Here is a 16,287-nt window from a genome sequence, read left to right on the forward strand (position 1 = left end):
CTGAGCTACTCCCCATCGTTTGGACAGGATCTGGCGTAGATTAAGCTACTCGTTGCACCTGCTGATCGGGTTGCTTGATATTATTTCTTTGCCAGTAAACCACCGCTGGTGGCCTGCCGCCAAGGGCTGAGTGAGGGCGCTTGTGGTTGTAGAAGGTCATCCATTTCCGGATGCCCGTCTTTGTTTCTGATCCTGTTTCCCAGGCGTGCAGGTAGACGCACTCGTATTTCAGGGTTCGCCATAGCCTTTCGATGAAGATGTTGTCGAGGAAGCGGCCTTTTCCGTCCATCGAGATCCGCACGCCGGTCCTGCGCAGTCGGTCGGTCCACGCGAAGGACGTGAACTGGCTACCCTGGTCGGTATTCATGATCTCGGGCGCGCCGAACTTGTGGACGGCCTCGTTCAGCGCTTCGACGCAGAAGTCGGCTTCCAGCGTATTGGAGATGCGCCAAGCCAAGACCTTTCGAGTGTGCCAGTCCATGATCGCCACGAGGTAGAGGAACCCGCGCTGCATCGGCAGGTAGGTGATGTCCGAGCACCAGACCTGGTTCGGACGATCCACCCGCAGACCTCTCAGCAGGTAGGGATAGGTCTTGTGCCCCTTCGCTGGCCTGCTGGTGTTGGGCTTCTGGTAGATCGGCATGAGCCCCATCAGGCGCATCAGCCGCCGGACACGTTTCTCGTTCACGAGGTGCCCGTCGTTGCGCAGGTGCCATGTCATCTGGCGGACACCGAAGAACGGCGTCTCCAGGAACTGCTCGTCAATTAGCCGCATCAGGCCGAGGTTCAGCTCGGTCTCGCCTTTAGGTGTGTAGTAGAAGGACGAGCGCGCGATTGACAGCAGCTTGCACTGTTGCCCGATGGATAGCTCAGGGTGGTCAGGCTCGATCATCCCGCGCCTCACTTCCCGCCCCAGGGCTTCAGCTTTCGTTCTAAAAAAGAGTTGGCCACCGCCAGCTCCCCGATCTTGGCATGGAGTTCCTTCACCTGCTCCTCGTCGATCTCGGGCTTCCTCCGGCCGCCGCGTTCGAACACGCCGGAGGCACCCTCGAGCAAAGCGCGTTTCCATTGATGGATCATCGTCGGATGCACCCCGAACCGACTCGCCAGCTCGGCCGCCGTCTCCTCACCCTTCAGGGCTTCCAGCGCGACCTTCGCCTTGAACTCGGGCGCGTGCTGTTTGCGTTTCGACATCTCTGATCTCCTCGTCGTTGAAGATCAGCAGACTGCAAATCGTAGCTTATGTCAGTGTCCAAATTTCGGGGGGTAGCTCAGACTACCATGAATCCTATGGAGACTGGTTTGCCTCATCCCCAATGAGGGAGCTAAACAATGAGGCGCAGCCCGACAATCTTGCATATTATGTTGAGGGCAACGCCGATGCGGCAACCTGCTTAAAATTAAAGCTCAACGTAAATTCTGGCAATGACGCACCAGGGTCGGAAATCGTACTATTGATTGCCCTGCAAAAGCTCATCGAGCGCGCGACCGGTTACTATGCGATGCACCTTCAGCTCGAAAAATCGCGAGAAGAACTGGCGGGAATAGACTTTGGTAGTGGTGTTTTGAAATGGCGATATGATCCGCATCTTAGAGAAGGGTACTCACTGGTTGCCAGTATAGTCAGAGGCTCTTCATCTGATTGATGTAATCCGCTCTGATTCCTTCATATTTTTGATCATACTCCCAAGGACTTTCTTTTCGGACGGCCATAGGCCAGCCAAGGGTTCGGTACTGGATACCGCTTTGTACTTTTCAGGTGAGTTCCAAGCCTTCCCAAGCAACAAAGTATTAGAAGCTGCACCAACTTCCAAGCCGAGCAATGCCTGGGTGTCGCCCACGTCGCCCTGATCTAACCGATCGATACTCCTTTGCGTCCAAGAAACCGCCGCATCTCGCGCCTTGCTTTTGTAGATCGACGTTTCCAGCGTCTCGATGCTGGCTTCCAACTTTCGCCGCACGACATCAGCGCTGAACTTTATGCGCTTTGCAGGATCACCGCGCGTCTCGATTCGCCAGAGATAGTTCCTGCTATCGATCGCAACGCCGGGCCCGCTTATGACGGAGACTACATTTCCCTTCCAATCGACATCGATGATAGTCATGCTCTCTCGCCCTATCCGAGCAGCCCCTCAGGCACCGGATGCGCGATCCTGAGCAGTTCCTTTCGGCGATAGGCCAGCGAGCCACCATCGCCATAGGCGGGCCGGTTCGTGGCGTGGCCCATGAGCAGGCAGCGGAGGCCATAATCGAGCCCGGCTTCTAGCATGCGCTTCTCAAAGGAGTGCCGGAAGGAATAGATGACGTGTTTGTCGCTTGGCATCAGCCCGCGATTTCTGAACGTCTTCACAAGTGACTGTGAGAGAAGATCATTCCGGTCGCGATAGTGCGGGAACCCCTCCGGAGCGCGTTTCATTGCTTCCAGCGAGACACCCACAAGCGGGATATCGCGAATAGATGAGCCGGTCTTGATCTCCCGGTCCTTGCGCGGACGGATGCGGATATGGGGGACATCTGCCTCCAGGCAGATGTCTTCGGGGAGGAGATTGGCGATCTCGCTCGGACGGCAGCCGGTTTCGATCAGGGCATAGGCGATCAGGCGGGCCTGTTCATTGATGCCTGCAAGCGAGCCGGGGACGAGGATCTTTGTGCGGACCCAGTCATCCGGGAAGGCTGGCACCTTGTCGGCGATGGTCTCCTTGAAGGCGAGATTGCGGAATGGATTGGGGCGCGTCTCTTCGCCGATATGCCGAAAATATTCCCGGTAGAGCAGGCGCAGATTCCCGAGATCGCGATTGGCGGTGTTCGCGCCCCTGGCGGGGGCGCCTTTCTTCGGCTTCAGACGATCAGCCCACCAGTTATAGAACTTCAACGCATCCTCGCGGGTGAGGGTTTCCATCGGCTTGTCGCCGACCACGTCGACAAAGTAGTTGATCGCGCGCAGCTTGGTTTTCCGCCAGAGCTTTCGCTGCCCCGGCGACTTGTTGAGAAGGTCGCCTATGGCGATCTCATCGCAATAGATCTCAAAGGCGTCAGTGACGCACACGGAGGGCCGGTCTACGCCGCCGAGGAGGGCTTCAGTCTCGGCCCTCATGGCGGGGCGGGCATCGCCGGTATCGATCTTCTGGAGCGTGCAGATCCGGTCCAGGATGTCATCAATGGCAAACAGGGTGCTCAGCTCGTCAGCAGGCGCATAGACGAGTCCACGCGACATGGCCCGTGAGCGGGCGGCCTGATAGCGGCGCTCGGCCAGTTGCCTGGCCCGGCGCGCGGTGTCTTCCGGTTCTTCGCTGACGCACTCCAAGATTCCCCAGAGCTGATTATCGGCCGCCTCCAGGGCGTTGCGTCTTTCCCGCGCCATTTCCAGCGAGCCGGTGTTGAGAGTGACGCGCACAAACCCGCGATCATCAATGGCCTGACAGGCGGTTGGCACGCGCCGGACATAGTGCCAGCGGCCTCCACGTTTTTGCAGATAGCGGTCCTCTTTGCGCATCTGGGCTCATCCGGTTTGTTACACGAGTGTTGCGCAGAAAGTTACACAAACCCGGCATCGCCCGAAATTCGGAGCGGTACAATTATATGCTACTGGATTGTTTTTGATGCAAAAAGCCTGAAAAGGCGCTGGAGCGGGTGAAGGGAATCGAACCCTCGTCGTCAGCTTGGGAAGCTGCTGCTCTACCATTGAGCTACACCCGCTTACGGCATTCATGCTTTGCCATGGATGCCGCAGGCGTCAAGCGGTTTCGCTCAACCCGGCGGCTTCATTTACAGCGAAAGCTGTCCCCGGACGGGCGGCAGGCGTCCGGCCAGCCATTATCTTCCCAGTAAGCCGGCAGGCCGAGATCGCTCACAAGCTGGGTAAAGCCGGGAAGCTTGCGCATGCCCGCAAAGCGTGGCCCCCAGAGACGCAGCATGCGCAGATTGGTCCCTGCAAGTTCGTCCCGCCAGAGCTCAAGTGCGAGCGCATCATCGCCATACCAGGCTGCGAGCGTCGCCATCACTTCGCGCTGGGCCGGGAAGTCCATGCGCTGGGCAGACGCCGCCTCGCTCAGGATGGCAAGTGCGGCCTCCGGCTCGTCGAGGACATCCAGAATACGGTTGAGCAGCAGCGCGGTTTCCGGTGCCGCCGCCACATAGGCCTCCGTGAGGCGGCGCACATCTTCAGCGGCAATTTCACCATGCATCGCCAGTATCCAGTCGAGCGCGGCGGAAATGGGAAGGTCGCCGGTTTCGCTGCGGACTTCGTCCAGGGTGCGGCGGGCATCGGCATAGAGGCCGAGATCCGTCATGATAATCGCATAGGTGGACGCCCGGCCGGGATGTCCGGGCTCCAGGTCGAGGGCGGCTTCCGCCCTGATCCGGGCTTCGCGCAGGGTGCCGGTTCGTGCCAGCATCAGCGCATAATTCATCAGGATGCGAGGATCCTGGCTGAGTGAGAGCGCCTGCTCGAAGGACTCGGCGGAGGCGTCCCACTCTCCCGCGGCGGCCTGATAGACGCCGAGCATGGTGTGAGCCATGGCAAGATCGGGGTTGAGGGCGAGCGCCCGCTGGGCCAGCGCGCGGCCGTCTTCCTGCAAGCTGCGTGCTTCCTGTGCCGAGGCAGCCTCCCAGGCGAGGTCACCGGTAATGCTCGCCAGCTCTGTAACGGCCGAGGCGTAATTAGGATCAAGGTCGACGGCGCGCTGGAAGCTGTTCATGGCGGCATAGCGGTCCGCGCCGAGCCAGGTCTGGTATTCGCGCCCGCGCAGATAGGCCTCATAGGCTTCGAGGCTGTCAGTGTCAGTGCCCGGCAGGGTGTTCTGGTCCTGGAAACCGAGAGCGATGCTGAGCGCGCCAGCGATGCGCATCGCGATATTGCGCTGAAGACGTGGGCTTTCCAGCGCGGAACGGTCCGTACGGTAAGTGGTGGACCAGATCTGGCGGTTGTCTGAGATTTCCGTCAGCTGGGCGGATATGCGCAATTCCTCGCCATTGCTGCGCACACTGCCCTCGAGCAGGTGGTCGACACCGAGATACTCACCGATCTCCGCGCGCGTGATCATGCCGTCACTGCGCGGCAGGCTGGACGTGCCGCCGGCCACTTTAAGGGCGTCGGCATGAGAGACGATATTGAGAACCTCTTCCCCGATCCCTTCGGCGAAATAGGCAAGGTCGGCATCGCTGCCAAAGGCCTGGAAGGGCAGGACGGCGACCGATGGCGTTGTCGGGGCCGGGTCGGTGACGGGCTCGCGGCGGATCACGAGCAGGGCCATCAGGCCTGCGAGCACGGCGATGGCCGCGATCCCGAGGGCGTATTGCAGAACTGAGAGGCGCCGGTCTGGAAAGGCGGGCTCGCTGACGGTGGCGCCGTCCTCTCCAGCCGGGGCGACCTCGGCCACCAGGCTGTAGCCGCGCCGCGGGACCGTGCGGATATAGAGCGCGTTCGGGTCAAGCTCGAGGAAGGTCTTGCGCAAGAGCGAGATGGCCCGTGTCAAACTTTCATCGGCCCCGTGCTCGACCTGCCAGATCTCCTCGATAAGGGTGGGACGGGCGACGACTTCGCCGGGCTCCTGCGCCAGCCGGCAGAGGACGTCCATCACCTTCGGTTCGATGCGGCGTTCGGTGCGGGATGTACAGAGCAGGCTGTGGGCCGGGCGCACCGTGACTTTTCCGACGATGAAATCGGGCATCTGACCTGCCGATCCGGCAGGCCGTTCATTGCGCGATTCCATTTCATCCATGGCCCGGACCCGTCTTGCAGACTGTCACGCGCCTTGGCGGCGGCGTGAAAGAGAGCACCAGAGATTGGCAATTCCGCAGCAAATTCAATGACCTCAGAAATCCCTCAGGAAAACATTCCGCAAAAATCCGGGAGCCTACAGGACTTTGCCTGCCGGAATGAGCAAGTGTCTCGTCATCGCCGGGCGGCCCCTCTTAACCGCACCGGCCAAGCAAACAGGAGGAAACCCCAATGTTCAAGAAAATGCTTGCTCTCTCCCTCGCCGCCAGCGCGATCGGCTTCGGTGCCATGGCGCAGGACAAGGACGAGACCGTCTTCGCTTACAACCCGACCGACAGTGCACAGGAAATCCATGCCGGTTTCCTCGCTGATGCGAAGGCTGCCTGCGAAAAGGTCACCTCCTATCCGAGTGCGATCAAAGGCGTTTATCCCCTCGCGGAATGGTCCTGCGTGAACCGGCTCATGAATGAGGCGGTGACGGCGGTGGATCGTCCCGAACTCACCCAGCTGCACAAGAACTTTGTGGATCCTGCGCAGCCCTATCGCGTCGCCGGCACGAATTAAGCCCCCATCCCCGTGCCAGCGACCGGAGCCAACGGGGTGGCAGACTTGCCTGTACTATCCTGCTGCCACCCCGGGCTCCCCCACCTCAGTGCCCCATGACCTGTTCCGCCTGACATGCATCCCCGCGTGTCAGGCGGAATCACATCTGTGTCAGGCATGAAAGCGGTCGCTTGTCATGCGCCCGGTCGGGCATACTGTCCTGTCCATGCCGCATACGACCCTGATCCAACAGAAATTCCGCGATCCGTTCGTCACCGCCAAGGGTGAGACGCGGGGCAGTGTCGACTGGCGCGGCCTGAAGACGCTGTGGCTGAACACGGGCACGCTCTGCAATGTCGCGTGCCGCAACTGCTATATCAAAAGCTCGCCGACGAACGACGACCTCGTCTATCTGACCCTTGGCGACGTCCTGCCCTTTCTCGATGAAATCGATGCGCTTGGTGAAGGGCCCAAGGAGATCGGGATCACGGGCGGCGAGCCCTTCATGTGCCCTGACATTCTGGAGATCATGGAGGCCGTGCTGTCGCGCGGGCATTCGTTGCTTCTGCTTACCAATGCCATGCGCCCGATGATGCGTCCGCGCATCCAGGACGGGTTGCTGACGCTGAGGGCGCGTTTCGGTGGGCGCATGGTGTTGCGTGTCTCGATGGATTCCCATGAGGAGACCGTGCACGACGCCGAGCGCGGGCCGGGGGCCTTTGCCGCGGCCACAGTGGGGCTGTCATGGCTGGCGCAAAACGGCTTTCAGCTCGCCATCGCCGGGCGCCAGGCCTTGACCGAAGACGAGCAGCAGGCCCGGGCGGGCTATGGCAAGCTGGTTGACCGGCTCGGTCTCGGCATCGATCCGGCCGACCCGAGGGCGCTCGTCCTGTTTCCCGAAATGATCGAGGGGGATGACCCGCCGGAGATTACCACCGCCTGCTGGGGCATCCTCGATGTCGACCCGGCCGACATGATGTGCGCCAGCCAGCGCATGGTGGTGAAGCGCAAGGGCGCCGCGCGTGCGAGTGTCACCGCCTGCACACTGCTCGCCTATGATGCCCAGTTCGAGCTCGGCGAGACGCTCGCCGAGGCCACGGCAGACCCGGTCCAGCTCAACCATGCCTGGTGCGCCAGCTTCTGCGTCCTCGGCGGCGGCAGCTGCTCGGCCTGAGGTTATTCCGCCGCTTTGACCCGGCTTGAGCCCGGATCCTGAAAGACCTCCTCGATCGACTTGCCGAAGAGGCGGGCGATCGCGAAGGCGAGTGGAAGGGAGGGGTCATACTTGCCGGTCTCGATGGCGTTTACCGACTGGCGTGAGACATCGAGCTTCTCGGCAAGCGCGGCCTGGCTCCAGCCCTGTTCTGCCCTAAGGACGCGAATGATGTTGTCCATTGCGTCAGTGCCTCAGACCGTCTTGCCGAACCAGTTGGGCGCGCAGCTGCACAGGCCGTAGGCCAGGAAGAAGGCCGGGCCGAACCAGAAGACATCGAACTGGCCGATCACCTCGAACAGTTGCAGGAAACCGATGACGAAGATGGCGCAAAGGGTGAGCGCGGCGCCTTGGGCGAACGCCTTCAGATGGCGCAGGCGGGTATATTCGTCGGTCTCGCTCATCCAGCGCACCACGGCCCATATCGCGAGACAGACCGGCAGGGCGGTGGCGACGGCGACGCTGGCGGCGATCCATTGCGGTGTGACGCCGTCCTCGATGAACCAGGCCCCGCCGAATACGATCGCCACATAGGCGATCATGGCGGGCCAGAAGACGCGCCGGTAACGCTTGCGGGCGGCGTTGAAGCCAAGTTGCCGGGCCATTTGAAGTCTCCAAAGTGTGTCGTGTTTCCTTGACATATAGACAAGCCTGCTTGTCATGTCAACTTACCTTGACACAAAAGAGTGATTGCACCTTTGCGGCGGCGCGCTAGGACAGCGCTTCCATGGCGCATGCTCCCTCCCTTCAGGTCTTCCGGCACAGGCCGTATCTGCATTTCTGGTCGATGCGTGTGTCCATCGCTGCGGCCCGTCAGATGGAGGCGGTGGCCATTGGCTGGCAGGTCTACAATGTCGCACGGGACCCGGCGGGCGCAGGCGGGCTTGGCTGGAGTGTGGAGGAATCGGCCTTCCTGCTCGGCCTGGTCGGGCTCGCCCAGTTCATACCTGTTCTGCTCCTGTCGCTGGTTGGCGGGCAGGCGGCCGACCGGTTGAACCGCAAGATGATCCTGGTGGTGGCGATCACGGTCAGGATCCTCGTTTCGCTGGCGCTCCTCTCCTCGGTCTTCCTGCCGGCGAGCTATGCGCTGCCCATCATTTTCGGGGTTGCCGTGACGCTCGGCACCACAAATGCCTTCACGCCGGCGGCCGCCAATGCACTGTTTCCCAAACTTGTGCCGCGTGACGAGCTGCCGACGGCGATTGCCTGGAATTCGCTTGGTTTCCAGACGGCGACCATTGTCGGTCCGGCCCTCGGCGGCTTGCTGTATGCGGCAGGCGGGGCAGAAGCGGTCTATGTCTCCGCCATTCTCCTGTCGGCTTTCGCTGTCATCATGCTGGCGACGCTGAAAGCGCCGGCGCACGAGAAGCTTGCCGATGCGCGTGGCTGGGAGATGGTCTTCGAGGGGCTTGGCTATATCCGCCGCAACCGGATCGTGCTCGGCGCGATCTCGCTCGATCTGGTCGTGGTCTTCTTCGGCGGAGCGAAGGCGCTGCTTCCGGTCTTTGCGCGCGATATCCTGCATGTCGGCTCTGTCGGCCTCGGGCTGTTACAGGCGTCGGTGGCTGTGGGCGCGGTGATCGTCGCCTTCTTCCTGGCGACCCGGCCACTCGCAACCAAGGTCGGGGCCTGGATGATGTGGGCGGTCGGCATCTATGGCGCCGCGACGCTTGTGTTCGGCCTGTCGACGGTGTTCTGGCTGTCCTTCCTGGCGCTGGCCGTGACAGGCGCGGCCGACCAGATCTCGGTCTATGTGCGTGCCTCACTGATCCAGCTGGCGACCCCGGACGAGATGAAAGGCCGGGTGTCTTCAGTGTCCTTCATCTTCATCTCGGCGTCGAACGAGCTTGGCGAGTTCGAGAGCGGGGTGGCCGCCCGCCTGCTCGGGCCGGTGGGCGCGGTCGTGCTCGGCGGCTCCATGGCGATTGTCACGGCGCTGGCCTGGACGCGGCTTTTCCCGCAGCTCGCCCATGCCGACCGGTTCGATGACGTGGAAGAGCAGGCGGTGAAATCCTAGCGCCAGAAGCTGCGGCGGCGCTCTCTCATCTGCTCTGTTTCCCAGCCGCCCTCATTGAAGCCGAACAGCTCGTCCAGCGTCCAGGAGGTGTAAAAGGTCATGACGAAGGCGGCCCGGATCAGGAAGGCCGATGCGACCAGGCCGGCCGCATATGCCATGGCTTGCAGTGTCTGACCGGTCATGCGCTGTCCCCACACAATTCGCCTGAAAGGCGAGCTGTGGGACCAGTGTCTTTCCGGGGACTTTCCCAGATCCGTGAAATTCGACCTATTCAGCTGCCTGGCGCGATATTGCAGGCGAGTGTTGCGCGCCGCGCACAAGCCGGCCCGGTTTTGCGCCCGTCGGATCGCCGTCGCGATAGATTACCTGGCCGGCGACAATGGTTGCCGTGTAGCCGCTGGCGCGCTGCATCAACCGGCGCCCGCTGGCCGGCAGGTCCCGCAGGATCTCCGGCTTGTAGAGGGTCAGATTGTTATAATCGATAACGTTGAGATCGGCGCGGTAGCCCGGCGCGATCAGGCCGCGATCATTGAGCCCCATCCAATGGGCTGTGTCGGCCGTCTGGCGCTTCACGATCCATTCCACCGGGAAGCGGTCTCCGCGCGTGCGGTCGCGCGTCCAGTGGGTCAACATGCTGGTCGGGAAGGAGCCGTCGCAGATCATGCCGACATGCGCGCCGCCATCCGACAGGCCGGGGATGGTCGCGGTGCTTTTGAGCATCTCGTATGAAGGATCGAGCGAGCCCTGTGCATAGTTGAGGAAGGGCAGGTAGAGCATGCCATGTCCGTCTTCGGCGAGCAGGATGTCCAGCGCCACGTCTTCGGATGAGACGCCACGTTCCTTCGCAATCGCCTCGACGGTGCGGTCGGCTGCCGGCTCATAATCCGGGACCGCATCCAGGGTGAACATCTTGCCGAAGCTGCGCAGCATTACCTTCGCGAAGGGATTGTCGGTCTCTGGCTCTTCGGAGAGGAGCTGGGCCCGGAAGTCCGGATCGCGCAGGGCGGCAACCTGTTCGGCGAGCGGCTGGTCCTTGATCTTGCGATAGGACGGGTGGGCCGAGAACGGGTTCATGGTGAGGTCGAGGCCGAGCAGCACGCCGACCGGACGGCCGCAGACCTGCGCGCGCATTGGGAGGCCGTCATCGACGGCCTGTTCGATTGCGCCGAGCAGGGTCCGCCAGCCTTCGGGCGCAAGATCGGATTGGGCGAGCGACACCGACAAGGGCCGGCCAGACGCCTCGACGATCCGCCGGAACATGGCGGCTTCCTTCTTCGGGTCGTCAAAGTCCGACACGAACTGGAGCACGCCGCGATCAATATCTTTCAGCGCCATGGCGATGCCCGTGAGCTCGGCTTCAGAGGCCGTCAGCGTCGGCGTGGGCTGGCCGTCGGAGGTGCGGTGGTTGAGGGTGCGCGAGGTCGAGAAGCCGAGGGCGCCGGCCATCACGGCCTCTTTTGCCAGTTTGGCCATCGCGGCAATGTCGGTCTCGCTGGCCTCTTCGCGGTTGGCCCCGCGCTCGCCCATGACGAAGACGCGAAGCGCGGCATGCGGCAGCTGCGCGGCGACATCGATGTCGAACGCCTTGTCCGACAGGCTGTCGAGATAGTCCGGAAAACTCTCCCAGTTCCAGGGCAGGCCGGTCGACAGGACCGGGAAGGGAATGTCCTCAACGCCCTCCATGAGGCGGATCAGACGGTCATGGTCCTCGGCGCGGCACGGGGCAAAGCCGACACCGCAATTGCCCATCACGGCTGTTGTCACGCCATGAATGGAAGACGGTGTGAGCGCGTCGCCCCAAGTCGCCTGGCCGTCATAGTGGGTATGTACATCGACAAAGCCCGGCGTGACGAGCTGGCCCCTGGCGTCGATCTCGGTCTGGCCCTTGCCGGGGATGTGGCCGACAGCCGTGATGCGGCCGTCGTCGACGGCGATGTCTGCCTCGCGGCCCGGCGCGCCTGTGCCATCGGCGACGAAGCCATTTCGAATAATGAGATCATGGGTCATGGGACGTTCCTCCTGCTGTCCGGTCTACCGCCGGATCTTTCAGAGAGTGAACGTCCCTGACCCTTGGGAAGTCAATCTGGATCAGCCGACCACGCAGCTGCCGTTGTCTTCATAGCTGCTGTCGATATCGTCGATCATCCGCCCGACGAGGCGGACCCCTTCGCTCATGGCCTGGGCATCGGGGTCGTCCGGCTTGGACATGGCGTCGCTCATCATCTTGCCGACGACATCCTCGGTCGACTGGCCGCCCTCATTCATGCCGTCGGCGACCTTGATCATGGTCGTCTTGGCCTTTTCCTGGTCCTCGGCCGGCATCTCGGCGATGAACTTGTCGGCGCAGTCGCAGAAGCCGTCGGCATCCGTGCCCATACCGGCGATCTCTTCCTGGCCTTCCTCGTCATTGGCGATGGTGATGCAGGCGTCGCGCCAGCCGGCCTCTTCCTTGCCGGCAGCGTCTTCGCCATCGGCGCCGGAGCCGCCGCAAGCAGCCAGCCCGAGCAGGGCGGCGGACAGAATAAGTGCATGTCTCATGGGGAATCCCCTCGTTTGCTCATGATATTGGCGCCAACAGAGCGTGATTGAGGAATGCTGTCCACCACTGGATCGTGAATTGTTTTCAAACAAGCCGGAGCAAAGAGAGCTGAAGACCCGAAGGTCAGGAAGCGCCCCCGGCAGGGCGGCCGCAGGCGCTTCCCGGTCTCTCGTCAGTCCGTGGCGGTGGCGAGTGCGCCTGCCTCCACGACAGTAGTGTCTTCGGCGGTGACGGTAGTACCGTCCAGATGCAGGCTGAAGCCGCCCTCGGCGAGGTTGTCACAGCCCGCCCATACGGCATTGCCAAGCACCAGCGTCGTCATGCCGGCCATTTCCCAGGAGCGGTAGCTCGAGCCGTCGAGCATATGGCTTTCGGGGTTGAGGCCGATATTGATCACGGAGAGCTTCTTGCTTGGTGCGTCCAGGCTGTCGAAATAGTTTTCCAGGGTGGCCTGGCCCTGGGCGGCGCTCATTGCTGTCATCTCGCCTTCGGCGAAGGTCATGCTGATATCCTTCAGCTTTGTCCCCCGGAAGCTGGCCGAGGGCGCGACCAAGGTGCCGCTGACGCTCTCGGGAGCGATACAGGCATAGAAGTCGCCCGCCGGAAGGTATGCCGACGCGATGCCCTCGCCGACATCGTTGTCAGCCGCCCGGCCCGAACTGACGCGCGAGGGCTTGTCGGCCAGCGTGAAGCTGAGATCCGTCCCGGCCGGCGAGGTGACGGTCACGGCAGTGCCGCTCTCCATCGTGTCCTGGATGGCGCTTCCACGCGCGGAAATGGTTTCCGGCGAAACCTGGAGCGCGCCGAAGAACATGGATCGCATGGCGCCATAGTCCGCGCCGACGCTTTCGGCATAAGCTTTTGTCGGGATGCCGCCGGCCTGTCCGACATCGACGCTCCTTGCGCGCAGGGTGGCGAACTGCTCGGCCAGCGGCTTGTCGGCCTCACGCACCAGGTTGATCCGTTCTTCCGGCACATCGGAGAAGAGGCCCGGATCGTCGATGGCGGTCGCATTGATGAAGACATCGACCGCCTCGTGCAGCGCGAGATAGCCTGTCGGCGGCGTGGACAGGTTCTCGGCCGGCGCTTCCATGATGGCTTTATGGTAGGCGTTTGGCAGGTTGACCGTGGTGATGACGTCTCCGCCGGCGATTTCAGCCTGCGCGACGAGGGCTTCCAGCATGGCCAGTTCCGACGGTGAGCCCGTGATCAGGACGACATCGCCGGGTTGGACCCCGGCAGCATCCATGACCACCCGTTCGGCGATGGCGTCATAGTCTACAGCCTCTTCGTCTGAAGATGTCGCTATGGCGTCTCCTGTATTCGTCGTTGCGGAATTGCCTGTGTTGGCCTGAGTGCTCTGAGCGCTGGATGCAGATGCAGCGCATGCGGCCGCGATGACTGCGGCCGCAGTCTTGTTGATGAAGGTTTTCATTGTGTGCGTCTCCCAAAACCCCGATGCGGGGAAATGGATACTAGCACATTTCGCCTCCGAAATATTCTGGTATTTGGAGAGCGTTGGCGAATTTTTCGCCTATTGCGTGAAGTGCTTCGATAGTTTCAGGCCCTGGCCCTGATAATTGCTGGTCTTGCCGCCATAGGTCGCGGCCGGTTTGCTGGCCATGTCCTCATAGACGAGTTTGGCGACCGGCTGGCCATGTTCGAGGATGAAGGGCACGTCGCGCGAACGCACTTCCAGAACGGCTCGCGAGCCGCCCTTGTTCGTGCCGAAGCCCGGGTCGAAGAAGCCGGCATAGTGGGCGCGAAACTCGCCCAGCTCCGGGGCGATGGGGGCCATTTCGGCGGCTTTTGTCCCGGCCACTTTCACGGCCTCGCGGGAGGCGAGGATATAGAAATCGTCAGGATTGAGAACGAGACGGCCCTTGTGCGGGTAGAGCGGCTCCCAGAAATCGGCGATCTCATGCCGGGCAATCCCGCGCAGGTCGACGAGCGGCGCATGGCGCTTGGCCCGCCAGCCGACAGGCTCCCCGTCGCCGCGCTGCATGTCGATGGAAACGGTCTTGTCGCTGGTGTTCTGTGGCTTGCCGCGCCGCAGCCGCAGCTGTGCCAGCCGGTCGCCGGGCCGCGCCAGGATGGAGAAGGTCCTTGGCGAAATCTCCAGCCAGAGGGGGCCGGAATAGCCGGTGGGAATATCGTCAAAGGCCTTGCCGCGATTGGTGACAAGCCGGGTGAACACATCGATGCGCCCGGTCGAGCTTTTCGGATTGGCGCGGCCCGAGATACCTGGCGGCAGGCGCAGGGATTCCATGAGGGGCACGAGATAGACGCAGCCTGTTTCAAGCACGGCGCCCTGGGCCGTGAGGTCGATCCGGTGGAGCTCGATGCCCGGCTCCTGCAGCACTTCGGCGACCGAACGCTTTGGGCCAGGCAGGAAGCTTGCGCGGATACGGAAGGCATCCGGCCCGAGCCGGAGGTCGAGACTGGCTGGCTGGATTTGGTCGCCATCCAGCGCTTCAGTCGAGCGGATGGCGCCGGTTTCGAACAGGGCTGCGATGTCGGTATCGGGTAAAACGCCCGGTGTTGCTTCAGCCATCCCTTGATCCCTTTCAGGAAAGAGGCTTAGGACGGAGCGCTCTTGAAGGGAAGGACCGATCGCCATGTCGATGCGCGACAAGAAGAACTGGAAGCCGGCCACGCAACTTGTGCGCGGCGGCACCATGCGCTCGCAATTCGGGGAAACGTCGGAAGCGATCTTCCTGACGTCCGGCTACGCTTATGACAGTGCCGAACAGGCGGCGGCTCGTATGGCCGGTGAAGAGGAAGGCTATGTCTATTCCCGCTACGCCAATCCGACGGTGCGCATGCTGGAAAACCGGCTTGCCCTGCTGGAAGGCGCCGAGACCTGCCGGGTCACCGCTTCGGGCATGGGCGCCATTTCCACCGCGATGATCGCGCCGGTGGGGCAGGGCGACCGGGTCGTCGCCGCGAGCGCGCTCTTCGGCTCCTGCCGGGTGATCTGCCAGACCATCCTGCCGCGCTATGGGGTGGAGACGGAATTCGTTCAGGGCTCCGATCTGGACGCCTGGAAGAAGGCGCTGTCGAAGCCGGCCAAGCTGGTGTTGATCGAATCACCCTCCAACCCGCTGCTCGAGGCCGTCGATATCGCGGCCGTGGCGGAGCTTGCCCACAAGGCCGGGGCGAAGCTTGTTGTGGATAATGTCTTCGCCACGCCGGTGCTACAGCGGCCGCTGGATCTGGGGGCGGATATTTCGGTCTACTCCGCGACCAAGCATATGGATGGACAGGGCCGGGTGCTGGCGGGGGCCATTCTTGGGGCCTCCGACTGGATGGAAGAACATGTCGATCCCTGGATCCGCCATACCGGTCCGGCACCCTCGCCTTTCAATGCCTGGGTGGTGCTGAAGGGGCTGGAAACGCTGGACCTGAGGGTCAAGCAGGCCTGCAGCAATGCCGCGCGTCTCGCCGATGCGATCGCCGCTCATCCGAACGTCAACGCGGTGCGCTATCCCGGCCGGGAGGATCATCCGCACTATGCCGTTCACAAGAAGCAGATGTCTGCCGGCGGAACGCTGATCGCCTTCTCGGTGAAGGGGGCGCGGCCCGAAGCCTTCCGTGTGCTGAATGCGATGAACCTGGTCGACATTTCAAACAATTTAGGTGACACGAAATCGCTCGCTTGCCATCCGGCATCGACAACCCATCGTGCGTTGAATGACGAGGAGCGGGCCTCCATGGGGCTCGATGAAAGCTGGATTCGCATCTCTGTGGGGCTTGAAGATGCCGGCGACCTGGAAGCCGATATCCTCGCGGCCCTGGACAGTATGTGAACCATGGAGGGAGAGTGACGAGGCATGGCCGGACGCCCGCCACCACTTGTCTACGAAGCTGAAACGGGCGGCGTGACGATTCGCGTCCAGCCTCGGTTTCTGCATGATGAATCGCGTCCGGCCTCCGGGCGTTATGTCTGGTCCTATGCCGTCGAGATCGAGAATGGCTCGGAGCGGACCTGGACGCTGACCCTGCGCCACTGGGAAATCGTCGACAGCCAGGGCCGTCGCCAGATCGTCGATGGCGAAGGCGTGGTCGGCCAGACGCCGACGCTTGGGCCGGGCGAAATGTTCAAATATTCGTCCGGCGCCCCTCTGGCGGCCCCGTCCGGCATGATGGGCGGCAGCTATACCTTTGTCAGCGAGACGGGGGAGGAGCTTGCCGCGCGCATACCGACCTTTTCCCTCGACAGCCCGTATGAGCGGTCGAAACCGAGCTGACCCCGC

At 62.4% G+C, this 16,287-nt stretch carries 17 protein-coding genes and 1 tRNA gene; 6 read left to right on the forward strand and 12 right to left on the reverse strand.

All coding sequences use genetic code 11. The features are described from left to right. Positions 1–40 precede the first annotated feature (40 nt). A protein-coding gene (locus B8784_RS10370) for an IS3 family transposase (RefSeq protein WP_233356017.1) occupies positions 41–1,194 on the reverse strand; the annotation gives its coding sequence in 2 pieces (ribosomal slippage) (positions 41–916 and positions 919–1,194; 1,152 coding nt in all). A gap of 122 nt (positions 1,195–1,316) precedes the next feature. Here B8784_RS10370 and B8784_RS21310 point away from each other — a divergent pair. Next, positions 1,317–1,646 carry a hypothetical protein gene (locus tag B8784_RS21310; protein ID WP_143435418.1) on the forward strand — a complete coding sequence of 110 codons (330 nt, stop codon included), beginning with the start codon at positions 1,317–1,319 and terminating at the stop codon, positions 1,644–1,646. On the opposite strand, the gene B8784_RS10380 is transcribed toward B8784_RS21310, so the two are convergent. The 4 genes from B8784_RS10380 to B8784_RS10395 form a co-directional block, all read right to left on the reverse strand. Continuing rightward, positions 1,635–2,105, reverse strand: a complete 471-nt coding sequence (locus B8784_RS10380) for a hypothetical protein (protein ID WP_084397896.1) — start codon at positions 2,103–2,105, stop codon at positions 1,635–1,637. The genes B8784_RS21310 and B8784_RS10380 overlap by 12 nt on opposite strands. An 11-nt stretch (positions 2,106–2,116) precedes the next feature. Beyond that, positions 2,117–3,493, reverse strand: a complete 1,377-nt coding sequence (locus tag B8784_RS10385) for a DUF6538 domain-containing protein (RefSeq protein ID WP_084397897.1) — start codon at positions 3,491–3,493, stop codon at positions 2,117–2,119. A 129-nt stretch (positions 3,494–3,622) separates the two neighbouring features. After that, positions 3,623–3,696 (reverse strand) — tRNA-Gly (locus B8784_RS10390). A gap of 65 nt (positions 3,697–3,761) precedes the next feature. Next, complete coding sequence (locus tag B8784_RS10395; protein WP_084397898.1) at positions 3,762–5,720, reverse strand: winged helix-turn-helix domain-containing protein; 1,959 nt, start codon at positions 5,718–5,720, stop codon at positions 3,762–3,764. 230 nt (positions 5,721–5,950) lie between these two features. Between B8784_RS10395 and B8784_RS10400 the strand changes: the two genes are divergently transcribed. Beyond that, the gene (locus B8784_RS10400) at positions 5,951–6,283 is read left to right on the forward strand and encodes a hypothetical protein (protein WP_084397899.1); all 333 of its coding nucleotides are present in this window, start codon (positions 5,951–5,953) and stop codon (positions 6,281–6,283) included. 205 nt (positions 6,284–6,488) lie between these two features. Next, a complete protein-coding gene (locus tag B8784_RS10405) occupies positions 6,489–7,436 on the forward strand; it encodes a radical SAM protein (RefSeq protein WP_084397969.1) in 948 nt (315 codons plus the stop codon). A gap of 2 nt (positions 7,437–7,438) precedes the next feature. Here B8784_RS10405 and B8784_RS10410 read toward each other — a convergent pair whose 3' ends face one another. Beyond that, positions 7,439–7,657, reverse strand: coding sequence for a helix-turn-helix transcriptional regulator (locus B8784_RS10410; RefSeq protein ID WP_199288579.1), 219 nt, complete (start codon positions 7,655–7,657; stop codon positions 7,439–7,441). Positions 7,658–7,669: 12 nt separating this feature from the next. After that, positions 7,670–8,080, reverse strand: a complete 411-nt coding sequence (locus B8784_RS10415) for a hypothetical protein (protein ID WP_084397900.1) — start codon at positions 8,078–8,080, stop codon at positions 7,670–7,672. A gap of 122 nt (positions 8,081–8,202) precedes the next feature. Between B8784_RS10415 and B8784_RS10420 the strand changes: the two genes are divergently transcribed. Next, positions 8,203–9,492: an MFS transporter gene (locus B8784_RS10420; protein ID WP_084397901.1), complete on the forward strand. Its 1,290-nt coding sequence runs from the start codon at positions 8,203–8,205 to the stop codon at positions 9,490–9,492. On the opposite strand, the gene B8784_RS10425 is transcribed toward B8784_RS10420, so the two are convergent. The 5 genes from B8784_RS10425 to B8784_RS10445 form a co-directional block, all read right to left on the reverse strand. Beyond that, positions 9,489–9,674: a hypothetical protein gene (locus B8784_RS10425; RefSeq protein ID WP_084397902.1), complete on the reverse strand. Its 186-nt coding sequence runs from the start codon at positions 9,672–9,674 to the stop codon at positions 9,489–9,491. The two genes, B8784_RS10420 and B8784_RS10425, sit on opposite strands and share 4 nt — an antisense overlap. 85 nt (positions 9,675–9,759) lie before the next feature. Continuing rightward, positions 9,760–11,499 carry an N-acyl-D-amino-acid deacylase family protein gene (locus B8784_RS10430; RefSeq protein ID WP_084397903.1) on the reverse strand — a complete coding sequence of 580 codons (1,740 nt, stop codon included), beginning with the start codon at positions 11,497–11,499 and terminating at the stop codon, positions 9,760–9,762. An 81-nt stretch (positions 11,500–11,580) separates the two neighbouring features. Continuing rightward, positions 11,581–12,030, reverse strand: a complete 450-nt coding sequence (locus B8784_RS10435; RefSeq protein WP_084397904.1) for a hypothetical protein — start codon at positions 12,028–12,030, stop codon at positions 11,581–11,583. Between the two features lie 173 nt (positions 12,031–12,203). Continuing rightward, positions 12,204–13,466, reverse strand: a complete 1,263-nt coding sequence (locus B8784_RS10440) for an aminopeptidase (RefSeq protein ID WP_084397905.1) — start codon at positions 13,464–13,466, stop codon at positions 12,204–12,206. A gap of 99 nt (positions 13,467–13,565) precedes the next feature. Beyond that, the gene (locus B8784_RS10445) at positions 13,566–14,585 is read right to left on the reverse strand and encodes a 2'-deoxycytidine 5'-triphosphate deaminase (protein ID WP_084397906.1); all 1,020 of its coding nucleotides are present in this window, start codon (positions 14,583–14,585) and stop codon (positions 13,566–13,568) included. A 64-nt stretch (positions 14,586–14,649) separates the two neighbouring features. Here B8784_RS10445 and metZ point away from each other — a divergent pair, with 64 nt between their 5' ends. Beyond that, positions 14,650–15,840: an O-succinylhomoserine sulfhydrylase gene (gene metZ, locus B8784_RS10450; RefSeq protein ID WP_143435419.1), complete on the forward strand. Its 1,191-nt coding sequence runs from the start codon at positions 14,650–14,652 to the stop codon at positions 15,838–15,840. Positions 15,841–15,864: 24 nt separating this feature from the next. Continuing rightward, on the forward strand, positions 15,865–16,281 hold the full coding sequence (gene apaG / locus B8784_RS10455; RefSeq protein WP_084397907.1) for a Co2+/Mg2+ efflux protein ApaG: 417 nt from the start codon (positions 15,865–15,867) through the stop codon (positions 16,279–16,281). Positions 16,282–16,287: the final 6 nt, after the last annotated feature.

It is taken from the genome of Henriciella aquimarina (assembly GCF_002088975.1).
Taxonomy (GTDB): Bacteria; Pseudomonadota; Alphaproteobacteria; order Caulobacterales; family Hyphomonadaceae; genus Henriciella; species Henriciella aquimarina.